Here is a 17,168-nt window from a genome sequence, read left to right on the forward strand (position 1 = left end):
CTTATTTTTGCATATCATCAAAATCCACAATTTTGTCCACAAATGCCGTCATCTGGGAGAGGATCACGGGATCCAGACCTTTTTCAACGCATAAAAATATCCCCGATACCTCCGAGATCTTCAGTTTGTTGACCACGAACTGGAGAAACCTTGATGCGGTGGCTGTGGGGATATGGATCATGAGCATGCTGACCGAATCAAAGAGAATACATTTACACGGGGAAGGGATTTGCTTGAGCAACTCCGTAATGGCAATCCCAAGGCCGGTCAGATCCGCAGGGTGGTTGATATACCGGGTATGTGAGTCCGGATGCATGGTACCCCCGGCGTAATGCGTGACCGCATCGATGATATAATACTGATCCGGGGTTATTCCTTCCTTTGCGTAGGATTTGACCAGTACCTGACAGGGCTGGTTTAACGATATAACAAGGGGAGTGCACTTGTCAGCCAGAATTTTTTTGATAACCCTTGTATTCATGGCGTTCGTATCCTCCGGGGCAGACATCAGGAGATACAGCTGAGTGTCTTTCGTGAGATCCAGATCCAGATTGTCCGCCACATCCTCACTTCCTGATGATAAATTCCCGAAAATTCTCAGGTATATCGTTGTGGTCTTCTACTGCTTTTTTTGCAAGTTCCTGGAGGGTTGCAACCATAGTCTCGATATTTTTGGACTGTATCCGGATCTGCATCCGGATCTCTTCCGCGTTATATTCGCCTGATTCGACCTGCTGTTCAATTTGGTTCAGGTTCTGTTCGGTCAGTTCGAGAGGTTTTTTGATCCGGAGAAGAGATTCGTTCAGGTACGCGAGTAACGCTATTTTGCGCGCCTCTGCTTTTTTCCGGTCCCGGATATCTACAAAACTCTCGATCAGGTACATTTTTCCCCCCACGGTCGCAGATGCAACGGTCTTTAAGATGGGAATCCTCTCACCGCTGGCAGAAATGAGGACACGTTCGGTATTATGAAAGGTTTTGTGCAAATCGGTTATCGGGCATTCGCCGCAGTGCGCCGGGCAGACAAAATCATGGCAGACCTTCCCAGTTAATTTGTCTTTTGTTACTCCAGTCAGCGACTCGGCATGGTCATTGGCGTCGATGATCGTGTGGGTCTCTGGTTCGATGATCAAAATGCCGGTCTGGATCCGGTCAAAAACCATTTTGAAGACATCGTCACCTGCGGTTTGCTGTGCCGTACCGGCATTTTTTTTAACCATGTCAGTAATCCCAAAATACATCTTGATGTTGACGGGTATATATTTCCGGCTTATGTCATCTTGTTATTTCCATGTCATAGGTGACGGCGGGATCGTGAACCCGGCTTGGGGTACTGATCTTCCCGGGGGAGGAGATGATCCAAAAAAAGATCAAAATTTCCGGCGTTCATGGGGAACTAGTGTGCATCCATGCCACCTTGCTCAAGGGAAGGGCGGGTCTACGATCGTTTCCCCGCTTCCGGTATCCTGATAATTGCCTGAAGATCCGGATTGCAGCCATGCTTTTGGCCTGCGCCAGCATTCAACGATCCCTTCATACCATTCCGGGAGGGACTCCATGGACGGGACGAACTGTAATTTTTTGAGGAGGTGCTGCATGATGGGCCGGGGCATCACCACCCTTACATCGTATCCCTGTGCGACCCATTGCCGGAGCAGTGCCTGGGTATTACCCTTGTTTTTGTTCCGGGATATGATGAAATGGAGGTAGAGCCGATGGTTCTCCCTGATTTCCAGCCAGCCGGAGAAGAGGGATTCGACAAATCCCAGTGCATCGCCATCAGATGTACCAGATTCGATACGGTGCATGTTCATACGTTTCACTTCATTTTTTAGGGATCTATACCGTTTACGGGAACTTCCTTAAAAGGGTCGGGTTCGTGCAGGGTGAAAGTGATACATCATCGTACAAGAGCAAACATACAGCAGCAGCCGATCCTGCCAGCTATATCCCTCATCACAATTCCAGGAAATCACCGGAAGCCGCTCCTCACGCTCATGGCTCCACACGAAATGCTGGTGTGAGCTATGCAGGAAAAGAGAGGTCCCGGCACAAGGGGGAGGGGGGTCCCCCCTATCTGTGGTGTAAAATGACATCGTGTCCTTTTAGGTTTGATACATTACTAGACTTTTACAAAAAAATCAAGAGCGCGATAAGTGGCGGGATTTTTCGAGGGATTTTTATATGATGGAAATATTATTTCTATCACTCATTATAACCCCATTATGTTGTTTGGGATATTTGATACGGAAGAGATGCATGTGTGATTTTAAACCTGATAAGCCGAGTAAAACCGATTTGATAATTGCCGGGGCTGCCATAGGTGCACTTATCTTAAGTGGAATTGCAATTTATTTTACATGGCAGGCTACCAATACTCAAACAGAGCAGAGTACTCCGGATATCTCGTTTGATTACCCCCCCGTAGTGTACAATGATACAATCGGCGCTTATGTAGACGAGTGTAAGATTACGTATAAGGAACGGGGTCAGGAACTTCAAAGTTATCAAGGTGATATACAACAGTACTTCCTTCTGACGTTAAGCAACAAATTAACAAACAAATATCATTTTCTTATAATACCCATTGAAAATTATTACCCCTCCGCATCCGTTTATGTGTATAAACCGTCAGAAGGTGTCATTGCAACGCTGATATCAAATGGAGGAGTTGAAACCGAATATGGGGCTATTCGGCAAAACCTGTCAAAATCGGCTAATAACTATGGGTATAATTCGGATTTGGAGCGTGTAACTTATGTTCATGAAAGGTATACTGCTGATTCCAAATCATATGATCAGACTCAATATCTCGAAGGAAAAGGTGCGTCAGACAACATAACGGATTTTCTAAATGATTTCCCGCAATCAAACACTCCTGTAAATTTCTCACAAGACGAATCAAACAATGTTACCCTTTACAATGAATGGATTACGGAAGCAACCCATCATTAACCGATTTTAATCAGTCTATTTTTTTGATAATTACTTTTTCCCCTCTATTCTTGCGATCAATTCCTCTCCCGGCTTAAACGGGAATGCGCTATCCCTAGCAAAATCGCTTGGTAGATTGATCAAAATTATTCTTCTTCCGCAACCTCTTCCAATAACAGGATCTTCACTTTCTTTCCAACCCATTTTTTCGGTACGAGAACCCCCCCAGAGTTCCCGATAGATTTCACAGTTTTATCCAGTACCTGATAGGCCGATGTATGAACTTCCATTTGTCCGGTCATAAAAGATTCTTTGTTCAACATTGTATTTAAAACTGCGTAACATTGTTAGTGCTTTGTTATAACAAAACAATAACAAATAAATACTTGTTAGAACAATGTACATACATGGTTACAACAACAGAATACCCCCATATCTGCCCCACCCCGGCGGCAGGATTTATTACCCTGCAGAACCCAATCGATCACCTCTTCAGCTACAACGCAATTTACCACAACACCAACAACGGCTTTGCTGTTGAATTCCGCAGGCAGATGATCGAACTCCGCGATCAGGGTTTAAAGTTAAATGAGATAGCCGAGCGGTTGAACTGCTCCGTCTCTGTCGTTAAAAAATGGCTCCGCCGGAACCGCGAGGGCGAGGTCATAGCCGACAAGTCCCGCGCACCATTCCACCGCACCGTCAAGAACACGCAGTTCAATCAGCACATGGTAGCGGAGATCCTGGAAAAGTTCCCGTTCTACGGCTCCCGCCGGATTGCTCACACGATTGAGAAGGAGATCGGCGTTACTGTTTCTCATGCGACTGTCGCACAGATAATGAAGGACATTACACCGAAGAAAGAGCCGGTCGTTGCTGAGAAAATTGAGATCGCTGAGCCGGACGCAATCTGGCATATGGATATGACCCCCAAGAGGATCGCCGGCGGCAAACAACAGTACATCTTCGGTGTAATTGACGCCGCAACCCGCAGGGTTCTGGCAGTCAAGAACTATGATGGATGCACCGCCGCCGAGGTAATCGACTGCTTATACTGTGCGATCATCAACAACGGCGGGAAGAAACCGCGCATCCTTTATACAGACAACGGCGGGCAGTTTGTTGCAAAGATCTTTGAGGACTGCTTAAAGGCTCAGCTCATCTTCCATCACAGGGTAGATCCCGGTTGCCCGTGGCAGAACGGCAAGATCGAGAGGTTATTCAAGACGCTGTTTGAAGAGTGGATCAACTACCGCCGGTACAATACTTCAAAGTCCCTGAAGGAAAGCCTTGAGGAGTTCCGGCAGTGGTTCAACAACGAGAGGGAGATCCAGAAACTTGGATACAAGACGCCGATGCAAATTATGAGGGAAAAATCAATCTTTTAATGTGGTGGGTTTTTCAATTACACAATATACTTTTTCGTGGCAGATTACTTTCTGTATCCTGTGCCCACCAATATGTGCAAGTGGTTTTTCGACGATTTTGGCTGCTTGACATGCCACTCTATCAGCTTTTAAACCATCGTGGACATCACGCAAAATCGTCACGATGTCTCAACTACCTTCCCTTCACTTATTAGATTATTAATTATCTCTACTACTTTTTCTAAGTCAAGATTCATCTCAGATGCAATATCCGAGGGGTAAACCACCTTATGATTTGTATAATATTCGAGTATTAGGGTTCTCATTTTTTCGGTGCTCATCTCTACTAAAGAATTTGAAAGGAGATGCACAGATCCTGCTACGCTCGGTGCAGTTAACAACGAAAGTATTTCTTTATTTTGATGCTCTATTTGATCCAATCTTGTTTCAATTACATCCATTTTGCTATAAATTATTTGATAACAATCTATGATAAACTTGATGCGTTCCCCAAATATCATTAGATCTTTTTCTAGATCGCTCTCTTTTTTGTAAGAGGGACGAACACAGTATGATGATCCACTGTCAAATTCCGTCCCAAAATAGGTAGGATCTTGTTCATCTGATAGTACAATATCTGCAAATCCGCTTAATGGAACAGTCGTTGCCATGTTTTATCTTGTTGCGAGCATGTTTTTCATCATTGCTTCAATCTGAGGGGGCATTGGTGGTAGTTGCTGGATTTTTTTTGTTGGTTTCGGTTTCCCAATTTTCGTCCATTTTAGTTGAAATTGGGTGGCAGTAAATCTTAGTTTGGAGAGGGCATCAAAAATATCCATACGATTTTTCGCATTATATGCTGCAAGAAAATCAGAGTAATCCTGTGAGAGTTTTTCAACAACAGTTTTAATTTCAATATCTGGAATTTGGGTATTCTCTACAACGGGCCCTACTTGATTAAATGCGCCCTCCAACATTTCCGTTATAAAAACACCATCTTGATCTTCCAGAAGATTACAAAGGTGAACGAGAGTTCCAGCAGTTTTAAACGCCAACTCAAAATTTTGCTCGCTTATGAATGTTCCAATTTCAATTAAATTGTCTTGAAAAGCCACGTCATAGGTTTTCATGAATGACCACTATACCTCAAGTTACTTATGGTTACTTTGTAACCCTCTGAAGATAAACATTTTGACTTAATATTTTGCAGCATTATAATAATATGAAAAGGACACGATGTCATTTTACACCACACCTATCCCCCTCCTCTTATTTTTTCCAAGTGGGGGGTACCCTCCCCCCATATGCCGGGCCAACAGGGGGTACCCCCTGCCCCCCTCAGGTCCCGGCCGGACTCATTAGTATGCATAGTGGCATACATGAGTACGGTCCGGGTCGTTGGATCGCAAGCGTGTCATGACCCGAAACCTCATGGGCAGGTGTCCCGATGGATTAATCCCAATATGACCATGCAGCACGAAAAACGGACACTAACAACTTTATAAACCAAGCCATAAAGGAATAATCTGAACATGAGAGGCGGTACTGCGTCGTCCCACAAGGAACGGGCTCTTTCTGAAGTAATCGGGTTTGTGCTTATTCTCGGAATAGTTATGGCCGCATTCTCCCTGTACATGGTCTACGGCGTCCCGGTGCAGGGCCGCGAGAACGAGATCAATCATATGAACGATGTACAAGACCAGTTTATCGCATACAAAATCAATGTTGATTCGCTCTGGACAAACCACCAGACAGGTCTAGCTATGAGTACCAGTTTCCCGCTGGGCACGGCCGGCCAGACTGCACAGGGGAGCACCAGTATTATTCCGATCCTGCAGCCAGTTGGATCGAGCGGGACACTCGCGATCAACCAGCGAACGACTACACCGGAAATTTTTATCATTTCGTCCGCGTCCTATATCACCAACACGACTACGATGTACTCTGTTGGCCAGTCCGCGATTCCCACGACGCAGACCTATCCGAATGCTCCCTCAAGCCTCCTGATTAATATCTCAACGGCAAATGCCTCTTGGGGCAACCCCACTCCGGGGAGTGTCCTGATAATAGGGAATGGTTGGAACGCAACAGTCAATGTTACCCCGAATATTTCTGATTGCCTTACCCCCGGATTTGGAAATAATGTGACTTATCAGACAGGGTGTTATGGCTCTGATATTACGGTCACCGTAGTGAAAAATAGTGTCACATCTTTAAACAGGGCCGTGGTATACTCAAATATTACACCGGGACCCCTCTATTCGATCAACCTGCTCGATCCGGCATACGGATTACAATCGGTCATCACCTATCCTGCGACAATGACTTTTTCAACAACCGGAACTCCAGCACTTACTACTTCAACAGTAGCGGCCCAGTATGCCTACCAGGTCCAGTCCCCGTATACCTATTCAGTCCCGCTCGGTGCCGTCGAGTACTCTGCCAACAATAACTACTGGATCCCTCAGAGCTATTATAACCAGATGGGCGGGGTGTTTCTCTCCCAGATCGACGGGATCACGTACAAACTTCCGCCCGAGATAACATTCGTCAACAACGGGAACGGAAACATTACCGTGAACATCGTAGCGCTCGCATACGATCCTGCGAACTCAGGTGCGATCGGTGGCAGCAGCCCGGCACAGGTATCGACGTCCCTGGAGTCCAATTCCGGCAGCCTGCCGTATGCGCCAGTCAGTCCCAATACCTGGAACGCAAGCATTAATATCACAACACCTGATCCAAATGCTGCCACAATGTGGGCGAACTATCTGAACTCAGCAGCAAACCAGACCGGCGGGATCCCGACAACGTATTATAGCGTAGGTACTGTCACCAATGGCAGTTATATTCAATTAAAATGGATAAACGATGGTAATCCACATATTACGCTTCAAGTGGCAGCTGCCAATCTTTCGGCCAATGTGCAGAGTGCGGGGAGTTCATGAGAATATCCGGCAGAAGGCAGGATGATGCAGTCTCCGAGATCATCGGGACCGTCCTGTTGATCTCGATAGTCGTCCTTGCCGGATCGGTCCTTGCCGTCGCGGTTCTCTCCCAGCCCCAGGCCCAGAAGATCCCGTCGGTCAGCACCGTCACCTCAATCCAGAGCCAGACCGTATCTATCAAGCACGATGGAGGGGATGCACTTCAAAACGGGACCTATTTAATTCTGGTGAACGGTAATGACCTTACGTCGAAGTTTAACCCCCCTGCAACGTGGTCAATTGGAGCGACCCTTACCTATACCCTGCCGGGAACCACTCCGCCATCGAGCGTGCAGATCGAGTATATTGGTTCGGGATCCCCGGTAATCGTGGCCTCTTCCTCTTTCGGGCCGGCGGGGCCATGCACGATAACCTCATCAGCAGGAGCCGGCGGGAATATCTCCCCGAATGGCGCCGTGAGTGTGACCTATGGTGGGAGCCAGTCCTTCACTATCACTCCGAACTCCGGGTATTATATATCGGGAGTTTTCGCGGACAGCGTATCGCAGGGTGCAATAACTAGTTACACGTTCACCAATGTCACCACGTCCCACACCATCTCTGCAACCTTTGCAACAAACCCGATAATCACGGCATCAGCAGGAGCCAACGGTACGATCTCCCCGAACGGCACCGTGAGTGTAACCTATGGTGGGAGCCAGTCTTTCACCATCACACCGAAATCCGGGTATAATATTACCAGTGTCTTGGTTGATGGCTCATCCGTTGGCAGTAATTCAACGTATGTCTTCACGAACGTTCAGGTATCCCATACCATCGCCGCCTCATTTGCACTAATCCCGACCTATACCAGTATCAGTCCAACAGCCGGTCCCACATCGGGAGGTACCTTGGTTACAATCACCGGAACGGGCTTTACCGGTGCCACCGCAGTAACCGTCGGAGGTACATCGGCATCGTTCACGGTGAACAACGATACTTCAATCAACGCGACCACACCTGCCCAAGCTGCCGGGACTGTAAATGTTGTCATCACCGCACCGGGTGGCAGCGTTACCGGAACAGGGGCGTATACCTACACAGCAGCTCCGACGTTCGGCAGCATCTCGCCGGCGACCGGCCCGGCATCGGGTAGTACCAGCGTAACCATCACCGGGACGAATTTTGTTATCGGAGCGACCAGTGTAACCATTGGCGGTACAGCGGCAACTAGCGTCTCAGTGAGCAACAGTGGTTCGCTCACCGCGACTACTCCTGCGTCTACGCCGGTGGGTTCAGCCGGGTTAGCAAATGTTGTTGTCACCACAGCCGGTGGCAGCGCAACCGGGACAGGAGCCTACGATTATTACATAATCCAGACTTTCACATCATCAGGTACATCGACTGTGCCTTCAGGTGCAACTACCGTTCAATACTGTGTAATAGGTGGAGGCGGTGGTGGAGGGTATTACGGTGGAGGCGGAGGCGCTGGTGGATTCCGTACCGGCACATTAACCGGTTTAATCAGTCCATATACGGTAACTGTTGGTGCCACCGGTGGAGTCGGGGGAACAAATGCCGGCAATGGTCAGGGTGGATCCGGTATCGCCTCTGTCTTTTCAACTATTTCCGCAGCCGGTGGTGGCGGTGGAGGTAGCGCTAGAGGAGGGGGTATTCCCAACGGAGTAACTGGTGGTTCCGGTGGAGGTGCCATAGAAACCGGTGGTACTGTCGGAGCGGGCAATACACCGGCTACAACTCCGAGTCAAGGAAATAATGGTGGAACGGGTATTACAACAGCAACCCGTTATTATGGCGGCGGTGGCGGCGGCGGGACAGTTACTGGGGGTAATGCTGCCACTACTGTTGCCGGTAATGGCGGCGCGGGAACCACATGTCCCATCAATAGCGTAATTTACTCCGGAGGTGGCGGTGGCGGTGCTTATACTGGTGGAACTGTGGGTACTGGTGCTACCTCAGGTGGTGGCGGTAACGGTGGTGTTGGTGCTGGAACCGGGAGCGCCGGTACTGCAAACACCGGAGGTGGCGGTGGCGGTGGCGGCAGCACGGGGAATGGAGGCGCTGGCGGCACCGGTTACGTCATCCTCAAGTATTATTAATCCCCGATAGTGGCCGGGAGATTGTTGGATCAAAGAGCGCGGACTTCAGCCACAACAGACTACCATCGGCTCTGTAGAAAACTTCATTTTTTTACAAATTGCAAAGCACCTGTTGACGGAGGGGTCAGTGCCTGTCCATCCGGTCATTCTAAATTTTAATCAGATTTTTCTCCTTACATGAATGGGGAATTACCTGCGTATCCCTGCTCACGAGCAGATTATACGCATCGTGCGCCGGGTTGTACCTCACCAGCACATTCCGGACCTCAAGCACCGTCCCGTACGGTGCAGACCCCAGCTCACGGTTTTCCGGGGTAATATGAAACGCAGGCAGCACGGCATATACCGGTTTTTCAGCCGACCCGTCGCAGAGCCTGAACATATGGGTCTCATTATCCCCGAGATCCTCGGACATCTTCGCCGCCACTACCGTGATCCGTTTTCCCACGTTCAGGTGTATCTTGGACAGCCGCGGCGCTCTCGTGTCCTTTGGGATGTGACAGGAGGAGCGTGTCTTCCCATCCTTCCGCAGCATCACGTAACTGTACTTGATGTCGGTGTTCACGTACCGGAACGGCTCACTGCACGCTGCAAGCATGTTCATGATCCGGGTGGGCCGGATGGAGGGCGCGGTCTGAAAACTCCAGCACCGGTCCGGCGTGCAGTTCGTGCCCCAGACAAACGTGCAGGGCGCATAGATCGTGAGCCCCCGCTTCTTCAACGCGAGGGCAAGGACACGCAGGCCGGTGGACGTCGCTTCCTCCGCGGGTTCGATAATAAGGATCGTCCCGTCCGGTGCAAGCCGTTCGGCATATTTTATAACGAGGTCTGCACGCGCCGCGACCGGCAGGGCGGCCAGCTCGTTGAGCACGTTCGAGAAGACCATCAGGTCGACACGTTCCGGGAGAGGGATATGTGCTGGATCGGCGATATCCGCTTCCCGGGGGGGCTCGATCGCTACGTGGGAGTTCTGTGTGGCAACACTCTGTACAAGAGCACCAAACGCCTCGATGTGCTCTTTCGAACGCTCGACCGGCCAGACCATCGCCCGGGTCGTATCCAGATATGACCAGAAATCCGCGACGGCAAGCGGTATGACACCCGGACCGGTCCCGAGATCGAGGATCGTCATCTCACGTTTCAGCAGGCCTTCACGGGCGAGCTGCGCGAGAATGTGCCGGGTCTGCATAACGTAGACCGGGAAATGGTACGCAAGGTAACCAAGCACCGAATACCCTTTCGTGTACTGGAGCGACCGCTTGTCGGTCGGTTTCCAGTAATCGTCCTTCTGGGAAACAATGGCACGGCGGAGCCGTTCGAGGATGACCGGGTCAGACCAGTCCTTACCGGTCTTTCTGGTGATGTACTGCTCGACAGCCATCTCAAGCGCCGGGGGAAGGGTGCGGAGTTCAAGATACTCGCCGAGTCGTTGTTCCTCAGCCGCGTTCAGGCAATATGCCGGGGACGGCAAGAGCCGCGAAATTTCGTAATCCCCGCCTGTCTTTTCTGCGGTAAGGCCGAGTTTGGCAAGATGCGGCAGGAGTGTGGCGTACATATGATCGACAGACTGCGGTTCATCCAGGTAGACCGCAATCTCGGAAAGCGAAAAAGACTGTTTTGTACCGGCCACGTATTTTACCGTTGAAATGAACTGCTTCCCGGTCATAACCTGCCGGAATCTTTGCCGCAGGCGCTCATACATCTTTGGATGAAGGGCGCGCCATTTTCCTGCAATATCCGGCTGAAAATATGACAATATACCCGGTTTCTTCCCTTGTTCTTTTCCCCGCTCATGATACTAAACAGGGGAACCGTCCGGTTCATGTACCGGGAGGACAACATACGTTAGAGGAATGGTCACATGTTCGATCACTGTCCCGGTGCGGCCAACCTGCGGACGCCGACGCTCACCATCAAGAAGTGCCCGCAGTGCGGGGAAGAAGTGGAGCTCTTCTCAAACGATGTCTCGGTGAAGTGCAGCAAATGTGGATTTGTGATCTACAATGATATCGCATCATGCGTGCAATGGTGCAAACATGCCCGGGAATGCGTGGGTGAGGAGATGTACCGGAAACTCATGGAAAAGAAGGTGGCCTGACGGTTAACCGGTCTTTATCTATGAAGAGGGAGATAATTTCTCTGAAATATGTGCTGAATTTACAGCCTTTAAGGGAGTGCCCTCATATAACTACGTAGAAACGCCCATTATTCAAAGACTCAGTCATGCAGATTGAAAACCCGTGAGTTTTTTAGGGCAATCAGGTATGAACCGGATACTTTCTCACCGAGGAACTATGAAATCGAAAGAGAAAAAAGATCGACATATTTCGTCTAAAAACAATAAATGTGGATATAAGTGTGCGGCTCCTTCTGATTTCTCCGGAATTGTACAAAATCTTGTCGGACTGTTAACCAGATACGATTTTGTTGTCCTATTTCTCCTACTTTTTATCGCATATAATACCGTGACTGGAATTGGAATAATCAGTGGGGATACGGTACCCGCGTCGTTCCTTCCGGCATCGATCCTAGAGAACCAGAATCTTAATTTTGATTATAATCCCTCCCTCGTTTCCAATCCGGATTTAAGCTATGCGTTTCCTCTTATAAACGGTCATTATGTCTCGCTGTTTCCGATAGTGACTCCCATTCTCATAACACCGGTATACGGAATCTCGTACGTGATATGCAATGTCTTCAATATTCCCCTTCTTCCCACCGGATTTTTGATCCTGGCAAAGACCGCTGCTTCAGTAATAGCGGCGCTGGCAGGAGTTTTTTTCTATCTGGTCTCAAAAGAGTTATTTTCGAAAAAAGTAGCGCTTGGAGTGACGTGCATTTTTGCATTTGCCACCAGTACCTGGTCCATCAGCAGCCAGGCATTGTGTGGCAGCACGGGACGGTAGAACTCCTCCTGATTTTCCTCATCTACCTTATCGTAAGGAATGAGAAAAAGGAGGGGTCAATGAATATTCTCCTTCTGGGAATTGTCTCCGGCCTTTTCATTTTCAACCGGCCTCCTGATTCAGTTCTGCTTATTCCCGTGGTATTCTATATCCTATGGTATCAGAGAGCGAAACTGATTCAGTATATATCCGGAGGACTTATCGGAGGACTCCCGTTTTTATACTATAACTATTCGGTTTTTGGAAATGTTTTCGGCGGATATAATGAAAACATCAAATTTTTTGTCATGAGTACCGATTTTATTAAAAATTTTGTCGGACTGCTCATTGCACCCAATGTGGGTCTCTTTATTTTCTGTCCTGTCCTTATCCTTTCAATCGTCGGATTTTTTAAATTATTGCAGGTACATAACGGTAAAACCGAGCAAGTACTGCTTATTTTCGGACCGGTTCTAATCCTGCAGGTTCTCGTGTACAGTTTTTTTAGTCTCTGGGATTCATCAGCCGCATATTGTTACGGACCAAGGTTTCTGACAGGATTTGTTCCCGTACTGGGTTTCTATACCGGATTTTTTTTGAACAATTATTTTGGAACTCCACAGACAACACATACCCTCGGGAAAAAGAACATTGTTCTGGTAGTGGCAGGAATTCTCATTCTCGTTTCAGTAATCATTCAGTTTATTGGAGTTTCTTATTATCTTTATTATCCCGACAAGACAATGAGCGAGGAGCGGGTCTGGAACTGGAGTGATTCGATTATTACAGGGAGTTATTCCTATGGATCAGGAAATGTCACCGGGATCTATGTCTATACTCTGCCCCCTCTCCCCCCTCTTTTCCAGTATCGGTTTCATCCTACTTCCCCGGGAAATAGTTAGGGGCCGAATTCATATGCCAGATTTTGTAAAAACGAAGATAACCCGCGTATTCTCCTAGCAATCGTTAAGTTTTTCAACAAACGGTAAATCAAAAAGTTGTCAGTGAGAACCTCACTGCAATCATCATAAACTGTTGTCAAAATGGGGGGTCGCTCGGTTTCAGGTTTCGCACCCGTGCTGGTGCTCACCGGGAACCCACCGGTCGCCATCCTTTCGGAGCTCTTTTTTCCAGATCGGGACACCGGCCTTGATCGCCTCGATGATAAACCGGGAGCCCCCGTAAGCCTGCTCGCGGTGCCCTGCACTCACTACGATGATAAGGATATTCTCCCCGACGGCAAGGCGGCCGATCCGGTGGATGATATCGACAGAGAGGAGGTTGTAGGTCTTTTTTGCTTCGGTCGCGATCTTCTCCAGTTCAGGCACCGCAACCTCCTCATACGCCTCCAGTTCCATCTCGCGGATATCGTCGTCCCGGACGATCCCGTCAAAGACGACGATGGCACCGGTCCCCCGCTGCTTTGCCGCAGTGATCAGCTTCCCGATATCGACATCTTCGGTCTGGATCGCGATCATGGCTGCACCCTTGCCGGTTATCCGCCCGCCACCGGAGGGAACACCGCGATCTCATCGCCGTCAGCAACCTTGATCTCCGGCGCATCGGAGGTTTCCAGGCGTTTCCCGTTCTGCATCAGAATGACAAACTCGCGGAAGGCGCCCTTCTCATCGAAAATTGCGTCGTACCCTTCTTTGTTCCTGCCGGCCACATCCTTAACGAGGTCAGACAGCCCCTTGTTCTTCGGGACTGCGACCACGATATCGGTCCCGAGCAGTTCCCGGAACCGGGCGAAAAATCTTATTTTGACAGTCATTTCTTCTTCCCCGATGGTGTTTTCTTATATTTTACCGCTGTTGTCTTCTTTGACGCGTGCCCTGCTCCGCACGATATGCAGGCCGGGTTTCTCACGACACAGATTTCTTCTGCGTGTGCGGTCATTCCGTCCCAGATCAGGAGACGGTTTGCCAGGAGATCCCCGGTGCCAAGCAGGTACTTGAGCACTTCATTGACCTGGATCATCCCGATGAATCCCGGCGTCACCCCGACCACGGGAAAGACCTCCTTTGGGGGGGCAGACGGGAAGATACAGCGCAGGCACGCGGTTTTTCCCGGGATGATGGTCGTCGCCTGACCGTAGAATCCCCGTATCGCGCCGTGGAAGAGCGGGATCTTCTTTTCAAGTGCTATATCGTTGAGCAGGTACCGGGTGGGATAGTTGTCCATCGCATCGACAATGCCATCCGCCCGGCCAACAAGCCGTGCTGCGTTTGATTCGTCGATGTTGGTATCGATCACCTTTACGGTAATATCAGGATTGATCTCCTGGAGTTTTTCTTCTGCCGATGCAACCTTCTTTCTGCCGATGTCCCTGTCGTAGTGTAAGATCTGCCGGTTGAGGTTGGTTAACTCCACAACATCCTTGTCTACCACGGTTAATGTACCGACACCGGCCACCGCAAGGTAGATCGAGACCGGGGAGCCAAGCCCACCGGCCCCGGCAATAAATATATTGGCCTTTTTGAGGCGTTCCTGCCCTTCATCCCCAAAGAGCATCAGCTGGCGTTTGTACCGTTCGTGTTCGCGTAGAGTGAGCATCTGTTTCACCTGACATTAACGGATCCGATACGGGAGTGCCTGCCCTATAACTGACACCCGGACTCTTCACCGTGCTCATGTGAATGGGATGATGTTTCCTGCCACGGTTCGAGACCGTGTTTTACCCGGTAATCGTTGATCGCCTTATGGATGCCTTCTTCTGCAAGCACCGAGCAGTGCATTTTTATCGGCGGCAGGCCGTCAAGTGCCTCGGCGACCGCCTTGTTGGAGAGCTGCCACGCGTCCTCAAGCGATTTTCCCCGGACAAGTTCGGTGGCCATGCTGCTTGACGCGATTGCCGCCCCGCATCCGAAGGTCTTGAACTTCGCGTCTACGACGATGTTGTTTTCGATCTTCAAAAAGATCTTCATGATGTCGCCGCAGACCGGGTTCCCGACCTCCCCGACGCCATCAGGGTTCTCGATCTCTCCGACATTGCGCGGGTTTTTGAAATGATCCATCACAGTTTCGCTATACATTGCATCCACCGTCCTTTGTCGCTTTCTGGTATAAGGGAGACATATCCCGCAGACGAGATACCACTTTCGGCAGCACTTCGAGCACGAAATCGACATCCTCTTCAGTGTTCGCATCGCCAAGGGTCAGCCGGAGTGAACCGTGCGAGATCTCCACCGGGAGGCCGGTGGCGAGCAGTACGTGCGAGGGTTCGAGCGAGCCGGACGTGCAGGCGCTGCCGGTCGAGGCGCAGATACCCTCGTCATCCAGCCACAGGAGCATAGACTCCCCTTCGATGAATTCGAAACTGACGTTGAAGTTCCCCGCCAGACGTTCTGTCGGGTGGCCGTTGAGACGGGCATTGGTTATCTTCTCAAGAACGCCTTTTAAGAGCCGGTCGCGCATCGCCCGGATCCGTACGTTATGGCCTTCAATATCGGCGGTGGCAAGTTCGATTGCCTTCCCGCACCCGACAATACCGGCAATATTCTCAGTACCGGCCCGCTTTTTCCTTTCCTGGCCACCGCCGTGGATAAGGTTCTCGATCCGGACTCCTTTCTTGATATAGAGTGCCCCTACACCCTTGGGGCCGTAGAACTTGTGGGCGGAGAGCGAGAGCATATCGATATTCTGCGCTTTCACATCGATGGGCACGTTTCCTATCGCCTGCACCGCATCGGTATGGAAGTACACTTTATGCTTCTTTGCTACCTCGGCAAGTTCCCGAATCGGTTCGATGGTACCGATCTCGTTGTTCGCGTACATGATCGAGATGAGGATCGTCTTGTCGGTGATCGCCTTCTCAAGGTCCGCCGGATCGACGCGACCGTACCGGTCTACCGGGAGGTAGGTCACCGCAAATCCCTCTTTTTCAAGGAACTGGCAGGTGTGGAGGACGGCGTGGTGCTCGATCGCTGTCGTGATGATATGATTGCCCCGCTTCCGGTTGGCATAGGCAACGCCTTTTATCGCCCAGTTGTCGGATTCGCTCCCGCACGATGTGAAGTAGATCTCATCCGGGTCTGCCCCAAGCGCTTTTGCCACCTGTGCCCGGGCCGTGTCAATGGCAGTCTTCGATTCGCGGGCGATCCCGTAGATGGACGAGGGGTTGCCGAAATGCTGGGTAAAGAAGGGGATCATCGCATCGACGACTTCTTTCTTTGCATACGTCGTTGCAGAGTGATCCATGTAGATTATGCGCTGGTGTCCCATACTCTCTTTCCTTAAAGTACATGTGAATATCTCGTTGGTTCTCTGATTATTCTTTTGTTACCATAGGAATGTGGCCCGGTTCTTCCCGGCCGGTGCATCCACAGAATGAACTGCCCCGGATCCTGCGGGAAGTACGCTACCGGTTTCAGGCGCGGTAAGACATGGTTTTTTATGGTCGCACGGCCAATTCACAATTGTGAATACAACGTATTTATGTAACAATTGTGATAACTTAAAGGTTGTGATATAATGGAAGCCCCCTGCCAGAAGATCGTATGGGATGTCCTGCCGGCGATCCGTGCAGCTATCGCGGTGGAGCTCGTGAAATGTGGTGTGTCGCAGGTCGAAGCGGCGCGGATGCTGGAGATTGCACCATCGGCGGTTTCACAGTATCTCTCCGGGAAACGCGGTTACCGCATCGAGTTCGAGAACGATATCAAGCAGTCAATAGAACAGCTTGCCCGGGATTTAAAAGAGGGCAGGGATGTGAATCTCGTGCAGCGCACCTGCGACATCTGTCACCAGCTCCGGGAGGGCGAGGAGTACCAGTGCGGAAGCAGCAATACAGACAGCCACCGGTGCGGCAGCTGATTTTTATTTTATTTAATCCCGATTTTTAAGACTACGTGGATGTATTATGGACACTACTGCCTGCCGCAAACTTGTCCTCGGAAAGATTGCAGAGAAGGGATCCATGCTTGTCGCATTCTC

The 17,168-nt window shown here is 50.0% G+C and carries 21 protein-coding genes; 8 read left to right on the forward strand and 13 right to left on the reverse strand.

The features are described 5' to 3' along the window. Position 1: 1 nt before the first annotated feature. The 3 genes from WCE46_RS04745 to WCE46_RS04755 form a co-directional block, all read right to left on the reverse strand. Positions 2-562 carry a DUF7504 family protein gene (locus WCE46_RS04745; protein WP_424732551.1) on the reverse strand — a complete coding sequence of 187 codons (561 nt, stop codon included), beginning with the start codon at positions 560-562 and terminating at the stop codon, positions 2-4. 4 nt (positions 563-566) lie between these two features. After that, positions 567-1,163, reverse strand: a complete 597-nt coding sequence (locus WCE46_RS04750) for a PAS domain-containing protein (RefSeq protein ID WP_424732552.1) — start codon at positions 1,161-1,163, stop codon at positions 567-569. Between the two features lie 258 nt (positions 1,164-1,421). Continuing rightward, a complete protein-coding gene (locus tag WCE46_RS04755; RefSeq protein WP_424732553.1) occupies positions 1,422-1,814 on the reverse strand; it encodes a hypothetical protein in 393 nt (130 codons plus the stop codon). 445 nt (positions 1,815-2,259) lie between these two features. On the opposite strand from WCE46_RS04755, the gene WCE46_RS04760 reads away from it, so the two are divergent. After that, positions 2,260-2,955 carry a hypothetical protein gene (locus tag WCE46_RS04760; protein ID WP_424732554.1) on the forward strand — a complete coding sequence of 232 codons (696 nt, stop codon included), beginning with the start codon at positions 2,260-2,262 and terminating at the stop codon, positions 2,953-2,955. A gap of 30 nt (positions 2,956-2,985) precedes the next feature. On the opposite strand, the gene WCE46_RS04765 is transcribed toward WCE46_RS04760, so the two are convergent. Then, a complete protein-coding gene (locus tag WCE46_RS04765; protein WP_424732571.1) occupies positions 2,986-3,138 on the reverse strand; it encodes a hypothetical protein in 153 nt (50 codons plus the stop codon). Continuing rightward, positions 3,081-3,257, reverse strand: a complete 177-nt coding sequence (locus WCE46_RS04770) for a DUF2080 family transposase-associated protein (RefSeq protein WP_424732555.1) — start codon at positions 3,255-3,257, stop codon at positions 3,081-3,083. The genes WCE46_RS04765 and WCE46_RS04770 overlap by 58 nt, the downstream gene beginning before the upstream one ends. Before the next feature lie 84 nt (positions 3,258-3,341). Between WCE46_RS04770 and WCE46_RS04775 the strand changes: the two genes are divergently transcribed. Next, on the forward strand, positions 3,342-4,322 hold the full coding sequence (locus tag WCE46_RS04775; RefSeq protein WP_424732556.1) for a transposase: 981 nt from the start codon (positions 3,342-3,344) through the stop codon (positions 4,320-4,322). Between the two features lie 158 nt (positions 4,323-4,480). Here WCE46_RS04775 and WCE46_RS04780 read toward each other — a convergent pair whose 3' ends face one another. Further along, positions 4,481-4,972, reverse strand: coding sequence for a hypothetical protein (locus WCE46_RS04780; protein ID WP_424732557.1), 492 nt, complete (start codon positions 4,970-4,972; stop codon positions 4,481-4,483). A 3-nt stretch (positions 4,973-4,975) separates the two neighbouring features. After that, positions 4,976-5,431, reverse strand: a complete 456-nt coding sequence (locus tag WCE46_RS04785; RefSeq protein WP_424732558.1) for a hypothetical protein — start codon at positions 5,429-5,431, stop codon at positions 4,976-4,978. A gap of 402 nt (positions 5,432-5,833) precedes the next feature. Here WCE46_RS04785 and WCE46_RS04790 point away from each other — a divergent pair, with 402 nt between their 5' ends. After that, the gene (locus WCE46_RS04790) at positions 5,834-7,249 is read left to right on the forward strand and encodes a hypothetical protein (protein ID WP_424732559.1); all 1,416 of its coding nucleotides are present in this window, start codon (positions 5,834-5,836) and stop codon (positions 7,247-7,249) included. After that, positions 7,246-9,348, forward strand: a complete 2,103-nt coding sequence (locus tag WCE46_RS04795; protein ID WP_424732560.1) for a beta strand repeat-containing protein — start codon at positions 7,246-7,248, stop codon at positions 9,346-9,348. Before WCE46_RS04790 ends, WCE46_RS04795 begins: the two co-directional genes overlap by 4 nt. Before the next feature lie 148 nt (positions 9,349-9,496). Here the strand turns inward: WCE46_RS04795 and WCE46_RS04800 are convergent, their stop codons facing one another. Beyond that, positions 9,497-11,014, reverse strand: a complete 1,518-nt coding sequence (locus WCE46_RS04800; protein WP_424732561.1) for a small ribosomal subunit Rsm22 family protein — start codon at positions 11,012-11,014, stop codon at positions 9,497-9,499. Positions 11,015-11,209: 195 nt separating this feature from the next. On the opposite strand from WCE46_RS04800, the gene WCE46_RS04805 reads away from it, so the two are divergent. The 3 genes from WCE46_RS04805 to WCE46_RS04815 all read left to right on the forward strand — a co-directional run bounded on the left by WCE46_RS04805 (position 11,210) and on the right by WCE46_RS04815 (position 13,135). Then, complete coding sequence (locus WCE46_RS04805; protein ID WP_424732562.1) at positions 11,210-11,446, forward strand: hypothetical protein; 237 nt, start codon at positions 11,210-11,212, stop codon at positions 11,444-11,446. 196 nt (positions 11,447-11,642) lie between these two features. Then, the gene (locus tag WCE46_RS04810) at positions 11,643-12,254 is read left to right on the forward strand and encodes a hypothetical protein (RefSeq protein WP_424732563.1); all 612 of its coding nucleotides are present in this window, start codon (positions 11,643-11,645) and stop codon (positions 12,252-12,254) included. 59 nt (positions 12,255-12,313) lie between these two features. Continuing rightward, complete coding sequence (locus tag WCE46_RS04815) at positions 12,314-13,135, forward strand: hypothetical protein (protein ID WP_424732564.1); 822 nt, start codon at positions 12,314-12,316, stop codon at positions 13,133-13,135. Positions 13,136-13,294: 159 nt separating this feature from the next. Here WCE46_RS04815 and WCE46_RS04820 read toward each other — a convergent pair whose 3' ends face one another. From WCE46_RS04820 to nifS, 5 genes are read right to left on the reverse strand one after another with little or no spacing between them, the layout of a single operon-like run. Beyond that, the gene (locus tag WCE46_RS04820) at positions 13,295-13,711 is read right to left on the reverse strand and encodes a molybdenum cofactor biosynthesis protein MoaE (protein WP_424732565.1); all 417 of its coding nucleotides are present in this window, start codon (positions 13,709-13,711) and stop codon (positions 13,295-13,297) included. A gap of 17 nt (positions 13,712-13,728) precedes the next feature. Next, the gene (locus WCE46_RS04825; RefSeq protein ID WP_424732566.1) at positions 13,729-14,007 is read right to left on the reverse strand and encodes a ubiquitin-like small modifier protein 1; all 279 of its coding nucleotides are present in this window, start codon (positions 14,005-14,007) and stop codon (positions 13,729-13,731) included. Continuing rightward, positions 14,004-14,789: a HesA/MoeB/ThiF family protein gene (locus WCE46_RS04830; RefSeq protein WP_424732567.1), complete on the reverse strand. Its 786-nt coding sequence runs from the start codon at positions 14,787-14,789 to the stop codon at positions 14,004-14,006. The genes WCE46_RS04825 and WCE46_RS04830 overlap by 4 nt, the downstream gene beginning before the upstream one ends. Before the next feature lie 44 nt (positions 14,790-14,833). Continuing rightward, complete coding sequence (nifU, locus tag WCE46_RS04835) at positions 14,834-15,268, reverse strand: Fe-S cluster assembly scaffold protein NifU (RefSeq protein ID WP_424732568.1); 435 nt, start codon at positions 15,266-15,268, stop codon at positions 14,834-14,836. Then, entirely contained in the window at positions 15,261-16,457 is a 1,197-nt protein-coding gene (gene nifS, locus WCE46_RS04840) for a cysteine desulfurase NifS (RefSeq protein WP_424732569.1), read from the reverse strand. Before nifS ends, nifU begins: the two co-directional genes overlap by 8 nt. Positions 16,458-16,706: 249 nt before the next feature. On the opposite strand from nifS, the gene WCE46_RS04845 reads away from it, so the two are divergent. Next, positions 16,707-17,048: a transcriptional regulator gene (locus WCE46_RS04845; RefSeq protein WP_424732570.1), complete on the forward strand. Its 342-nt coding sequence runs from the start codon at positions 16,707-16,709 to the stop codon at positions 17,046-17,048. Positions 17,049-17,168 lie beyond the last annotated feature (120 nt).

Origin of the sequence: Methanoregula sp., assembly GCF_049690535.1 — an archaeon.
Taxonomy (GTDB): domain Archaea; phylum Halobacteriota; class Methanomicrobia; order Methanomicrobiales; family Methanospirillaceae; genus Methanoregula.

Bases quoted from the DNA above. Each gene is read 5' to 3' on its own strand.
- WCE46_RS04750 (WP_424732552.1), bottom strand. From the start codon at position 1,163: ATGGTTTTTGACCGGATCCAGACCGGCATTTTGATCATCGAACCAGAG.
- WCE46_RS04755 (WP_424732553.1), bottom strand. From the start codon at position 1,814: ATGAACATGCACCGTATCGAATCTGGTACATCTGATGGCGATGCACTG.
- WCE46_RS04760 (WP_424732554.1), top strand. From the start codon at position 2,260: ATGTGTGATTTTAAACCTGATAAGCCGAGTAAAACCGATTTGATAATT.
- WCE46_RS04765 (WP_424732571.1), bottom strand. From the start codon at position 3,138: ATGGGTTGGAAAGAAAGTGAAGATCCTGTTATTGGAAGAGGTTGCGGA.
- WCE46_RS04770 (WP_424732555.1), bottom strand. From the start codon at position 3,257: ATGTTGAACAAAGAATCTTTTATGACCGGACAAATGGAAGTTCATACA.
- WCE46_RS04775 (WP_424732556.1), top strand. From the start codon at position 3,342: ATGGTTACAACAACAGAATACCCCCATATCTGCCCCACCCCGGCGGCA.
- WCE46_RS04780 (WP_424732557.1), bottom strand. From the start codon at position 4,972: ATGGCAACGACTGTTCCATTAAGCGGATTTGCAGATATTGTACTATCA.
- WCE46_RS04785 (WP_424732558.1), bottom strand. From the start codon at position 5,431: ATGAAAACCTATGACGTGGCTTTTCAAGACAATTTAATTGAAATTGGA.
- WCE46_RS04790 (WP_424732559.1), top strand. From the start codon at position 5,834: ATGAGAGGCGGTACTGCGTCGTCCCACAAGGAACGGGCTCTTTCTGAA.
- WCE46_RS04795 (WP_424732560.1), top strand. From the start codon at position 7,246: ATGAGAATATCCGGCAGAAGGCAGGATGATGCAGTCTCCGAGATCATC.
- WCE46_RS04800 (WP_424732561.1), bottom strand. From the start codon at position 11,014: ATGACCGGGAAGCAGTTCATTTCAACGGTAAAATACGTGGCCGGTACA.
- WCE46_RS04805 (WP_424732562.1), top strand. From the start codon at position 11,210: ATGTTCGATCACTGTCCCGGTGCGGCCAACCTGCGGACGCCGACGCTC.
- WCE46_RS04810 (WP_424732563.1), top strand. From the start codon at position 11,643: ATGAAATCGAAAGAGAAAAAAGATCGACATATTTCGTCTAAAAACAAT.
- WCE46_RS04815 (WP_424732564.1), top strand. From the start codon at position 12,314: ATGAATATTCTCCTTCTGGGAATTGTCTCCGGCCTTTTCATTTTCAAC.
- WCE46_RS04820 (WP_424732565.1), bottom strand. From the start codon at position 13,711: ATGATCGCGATCCAGACCGAAGATGTCGATATCGGGAAGCTGATCACT.
- WCE46_RS04825 (WP_424732566.1), bottom strand. From the start codon at position 14,007: ATGACTGTCAAAATAAGATTTTTCGCCCGGTTCCGGGAACTGCTCGGG.
- WCE46_RS04830 (WP_424732567.1), bottom strand. From the start codon at position 14,789: ATGCTCACTCTACGCGAACACGAACGGTACAAACGCCAGCTGATGCTC.
- nifU (WP_424732568.1), bottom strand. From the start codon at position 15,268: ATGTATAGCGAAACTGTGATGGATCATTTCAAAAACCCGCGCAATGTC.
- nifS (WP_424732569.1), bottom strand. From the start codon at position 16,457: ATGGGACACCAGCGCATAATCTACATGGATCACTCTGCAACGACGTAT.
- WCE46_RS04845 (WP_424732570.1), top strand. From the start codon at position 16,707: ATGGAAGCCCCCTGCCAGAAGATCGTATGGGATGTCCTGCCGGCGATC.